Below are 4677 nucleotides of genomic sequence, written 5' to 3'. Positions count from 1 at the left end.
TAAATAGTTTAAGTTTTGGATATTCAAATGGTTTTTTAGAAGGAATTAATAATAAATCAAAAGTTTTGAAGCGTAATGCTTATGGTTTTAGAAGCTATGAACACTTTAAAGCGAAAATTTTTTAAATAATTTATATAAGAAAATTGGGATTCATTTAGGATAATCGGGGTGCCGTGTAATATCACTTCACCCCAACATTTGACATAGAACCTATTTTTGTTGAACATTAGCTTAAGTAACATTGTTAATTAAAACATAAAGACAAAAACGAATATCCTTCTCAAAACAGAAAAGACTAACAAAAAGAGGAGGCTTGATATCATTTGAAAGTTGCAGTATCGGTCATGTTAATTTTAAGTACAATTGTGATCGGAAAAATTTTAACTGTACCTGCAAATAATGAGGCAAGTGCGCAAGAAATTGCTCCGGCTTATGCAAAATGGGGAAAACTTGCAATGCAAAAGATCATGGAAAAATATCCAAGAGCAGATGTCGTTGATTATCTTCATATGGGACGAGAAGCAGGAGCTGTTACATCTATTGAAAAATTTAAGTTTTGGTTAAGAACAAAAGATAAGCGGGAGTTTGGTGTTTTTGTTGATATCACCTTTAACAACCAGACAGAGGAAGTAGTTGACATAAAATATACAGTAACAGATAAATAAAGATACCAGGTACATTTCCAATTCCGAATAATTCGGATTGCTTTTGTACCTGGTACATATCTTAAGCTCGTATTTGTCCGTTGCCATAAATAAAGAATTTTGAGGAGGTTAAAGCAGGTAAGCCCATTGGACCGCGAGCATGCAACTTTTGAGTACTTATCCCAATTTCGGCCCCATAGCCATATTCAAAGCCATCTGTAAAACGGGTTGAGGCATTATGATAAACTGCTGCTGCATCTACGCTTGATAAGAAAGTTTTAGCAGCTATTAAGTCCTCAGTTATAATTGCTTCCGAATGTTTTGTACCATATTTATTAATATGTTCAATGGCTTCATACACATTCTCAACAACTTTTACACTCAATGTTAAGCTTAAATATTCAGTAGCATAATCTTCCTCAGTAGCTAATGTTGCACTTGCTAATACTTTACAAGTCGCTTCATCTCCAATTATTTCAATTCCAGAACAATCAAGTTCATGCAGCAATTTATTTCCGTGTTTTTCGAACCATTCTCGCTGAATTAATAAGCTCTCAGCTGCGTTGCAAACAGAAGGGCGTTGTGTTTTAGCATTTATAATAATCTTTAACGCCATCTCAAAATCTGCAGTTGTATCCACATAAATATGGCAGTTGCCTGCACCGGTTTCAAGTACTGGGACAGAAGATTCACGAACGACTAAATCTATTAACGCTTTCCCTCCACGAGGAATTAATACATCTAAATATTCATTTAAATGAAACAGTTCTTTTGCAGTTTCATGGTTTGTATCCTCAATAAGTTGAACGGCATCAATAGGAAGCTCCGTTTTATGAAGTGCACGATGAATTGTATCAATAAGAACTTTATTTGAATATTGTGCCGAGGAGCTGCCGCGCAAAATAACCGAATTACCAGTTTTTAAGCTTAGAGTTGCCGCATCAACTGTAACATTTGGCCGCGCTTCATAAATCATGCCAATTACGCCAATAGGAACCCGTCTTTTTTCGATTAGTAGACCATTTTCTTTAGTGGTTGATTCAAGCAGCTCACCAACTGGATCATTTAAAGCAACAAGTTCATGGATTGCATCCGCCATTGCTTTAATACGAGATTCATTTAGCATAATACGATCAAGTGTGGAATCTGGTAAACCTTTTTCTTTTCCAGCAACTAAATCCTTTTTATTTTCTTCAATAATGTTATCTTGATCTAATAGCAATTGTTCTGCAATTTTAATTAAGGCAGCATTTTTTTCATTCGTTGTTTTTAAATTCATAATATGGCTTGCTTCTTTAGCTAATCTCCCTTTTTGTCTAACTTCACTTTCAGTCGTCACTTTCATCATGCTGATTCCTCCTTAATATTTATTTAAAAATTTTTTAAGCTTTTACCCATTTGTCTCGATGTATAACTTCAGAGGTTGTTCCACCAATTTCATGTGTTCTTTTTCCTAATGCACAGCTAAGCTCATTACTTGAATACAGTACCTCACCACGCCCTAAAAGTTTTGAACGTCCATAAACTTCAACTACATCACCTTTATAAAATTCTCCTTCAATCTTATAGATTCCAGCAGGAAGAAGGCTTTTACCATTTATCAGGAGCGCTTCTTCAGCACCTTCATCGATATACAGCTTTCCAGATACCTCAGTTAACAATATCCATTGTTTTTGATTCGGTATAATGGCATGATTCTCACTATTAACATAAGTACCGTCACCGAAACCTTGCATTATATTAATTAATTTATTTGCACCTTTGCCATTCCCAATAAACACGTTTACTCCTGATTGGAGGGCAGTTCGTGCAGCTAAAAGTTTTGATTGCATTCCACCAGTTCCAATTTTTGAGCCAGAACCAGCAGCATTTTGTAAAATCTCATCGGTTATTTCTGTTAGACAATTTATACGTTTGGCATTAGGGTTTTTGATAGGATTGTCATCATAAAGACCATTAATATCCGTTAAAATTATCAATTGGTCGGCATGGACAAGTCCACTCACTAAAGCCGATAACATATCGTTATCACCAAAAGTTAATTCTGTTACAGAAACCGTATCATTTTCGTTTATTATTGGAATAATGTTGCGTTCTAACAATTCAGTAAATGTTGCGTAAGCATTTTTATATCGTTCTTTTTTTGAAAAATCGGTACGTGTTAATAAAATTTGTGCAGCTGTAATTTGGTGAGCTGAAAAATACTCTGAATAATACTGAATAAGCAAGCTTTGGCCGACAGCTGCTGCTGCTTGTTTTCCTTTTAACGTAACTGGCCGTGATGGGTATCCAAGTTTACGGAATCCAGCTGCAACGGCACCCGAAGATACAAGTACAACATCATGACCTTGGTGTTTTAGTGTGGCAAGTGCTTTAATATGGTCTTGTAATTTGTTGTGATCAATTTCTCCTTTTGAATTAGTTAGTGAACTGCTCCCGATTTTGACCACAACTCGTTTTTTCTCCATTGGTATTTCCTCCTAACCCAAGGGCGGCTTAAAATATTATTTTGTGTACATCATAATTTCCTTTTAGTTAAAATCACTAAGTCAACATAGCAATTTTGTTGAAAATAAAAAACCCTCTCCGCCCTAAAAATTAGGACGAAAAGGGTTGCTTTCCGTGGTACCACCTACATTGGATTTTACATAATCCCACTTAAATCTCATAACGCTTGAGTCTGCGTCTAGTTTTGCTAGAAGCTGGCGAAGTAGGTTCCGAGGTCCTTTTTGCACGATGCCTTTCAGCCGATGAACATCGCTCTCTTTTCAAAAGGTATTCCAAGTACTAATCTTCGTTACGCTAAATAATTAATTTTCATATAATATGCAATAAAAATTAAGGATTGTCAATATAATTATAAGAATGTTCGAAAATTTTAATTTAATTGTTTTCAGTATATGTCGAGTCCCTACGTGAAATGAAGGATTTCTTACTACTATTATCGAATAAAATAAATAGGGAGCAACGACAAGAAATTAATATTAATATACATTTTAAGAGAGGGGACTAATATTATTTTATCGGGAAGAAGTAAAATGATACAAAATGTAAAATGGTCTTTTGTTTGTTCATTCATATTCTTTGTTGCTTTACTTTTTGATGATAAATTCCCAATATTAAAATTTATTGCTTTCTTAGCATTGGTGTTTTTTTACATCTTTTCCTTTAAAATATTATTAATACTTGTCAAATCTATGTTGAGAAAAATAAAATCAAGGGGGAATACATAATGGTAATTAAAAAAATAGAACATACAGCAATTATTGTGAAAAATTTAGAGGAATCCATTGAGTTTTATGAGAAGTTCTTGAATTTTAAGGTACGCACTACAGTGAATACAGATAAACGAAAATTAGGTTTTTTATATGTTCAAAACCAACCGAATGTTGAAATTGAATTAATTGAAGAATTAACTGATATAAAAAATCCTGCAACGAATGGTGTAGTAGATCATCTAGCTTTTGCGGTAGATAATTTAGAAAAGACAATTGAAGAGCTTGAATCAAAGGGAATCGAATTTCCGGAACCACCACGTATTTCAGCGGCATCAGGGGATAAAACAATCTTCTTTAACGGTTTAAATGGTGAGCTGCTGCAATTAATAGAGAGATAATTGTCAATTGAAATTTAGCACCCTGAAGGAAAGTTATCCGTATCTTTCCTTCAGGGTGTTTTTTAACAAAGAAAAAATCTAATAGACGTGTTCATATATTTCTTTTCTGTTTATTTAACTACCATTGAAACTAACTTAATATTCAGTCGTATAAAAAGAGAGGGGGGAGCTCATGAAATATTTATTAGTTGGAATTCTTTTATCTCTAATAGCCACAATAGTCTCTTTTGGAATATGGGATGTCCAAAAAGTTTCTGCTATTACAAGTATTATTGGACTTTTCTTTATAGGAGTTTTGATGTTAGTCTAAATTATGGACACAGTAAATTGGGAGTTTATAAAGTATAATAATCTCAATAATTTACTAGGAGTGTCTAGGATGACAAATCGAAAAAGTTACGACAAAGAATTTAAATT

6 protein-coding genes are annotated in these 4677 nt (G+C 33.8%); 4 read left to right on the top strand and 2 right to left on the bottom strand.

Going from position 1 to position 4677, the window contains the following annotated elements; genetic code table 11:
- Together EKG35_RS20245 and EKG35_RS20240 are read left to right on the top strand one after the other, a co-directional pair.
- On the top strand, positions 1 to 125 hold a 125-nt coding region (locus EKG35_RS20245; RefSeq protein ID WP_246020523.1), incomplete at its 5' end, for a transposase.
- A 198-nt stretch (positions 126 to 323) separates the two neighbouring features.
- On the top strand, positions 324 to 665 hold the full coding sequence (locus EKG35_RS20240; protein WP_246020521.1) for a DUF3889 domain-containing protein: 342 nt from the start codon (positions 324 to 326) through the stop codon (positions 663 to 665).
- A gap of 61 nt (positions 666 to 726) precedes the next feature.
- On the opposite strand, the gene EKG35_RS20235 is transcribed toward EKG35_RS20240, so the two are convergent.
- On the bottom strand, positions 727 to 1992 hold the full coding sequence (locus EKG35_RS20235; protein WP_281274652.1) for a glutamate-5-semialdehyde dehydrogenase: 1266 nt from the start codon (positions 1990 to 1992) through the stop codon (positions 727 to 729).
- Between the two features lie 34 nt (positions 1993 to 2026).
- Positions 2027 to 3112: a glutamate 5-kinase gene (gene proB / locus EKG35_RS20230; protein ID WP_126296353.1), complete on the bottom strand. Its 1086-nt coding sequence runs from the start codon at positions 3110 to 3112 to the stop codon at positions 2027 to 2029.
- Positions 3113 to 3876: 764 nt separating this feature from the next.
- Between proB and EKG35_RS20225 the strand changes: the two genes are divergently transcribed.
- Both EKG35_RS20225 and EKG35_RS21105 read left to right on the top strand, forming a co-directional pair.
- Positions 3877 to 4260: a VOC family protein gene (locus EKG35_RS20225; protein WP_126296352.1), complete on the top strand. Its 384-nt coding sequence runs from the start codon at positions 3877 to 3879 to the stop codon at positions 4258 to 4260.
- Between the two features lie 172 nt (positions 4261 to 4432).
- Positions 4433 to 4570 (top strand): hypothetical protein, encoded by a 138-nt coding sequence (locus EKG35_RS21105; protein ID WP_185807843.1) that lies wholly within the window; start codon positions 4433 to 4435, stop codon positions 4568 to 4570.
- The last annotated feature ends 107 nt before the right edge of the window (positions 4571 to 4677 follow it).

The sequence above is a fragment of the Lysinibacillus telephonicus genome (genome assembly GCF_003966145.1).
GTDB classification, from domain to species: domain Bacteria; phylum Bacillota; class Bacilli; order Bacillales_A; family Planococcaceae; genus Ureibacillus; species Ureibacillus telephonicus.
Note: the sequence above shows the minus strand (reverse complement) of the source record. Positions and strands in the feature narration are given on the sequence as shown.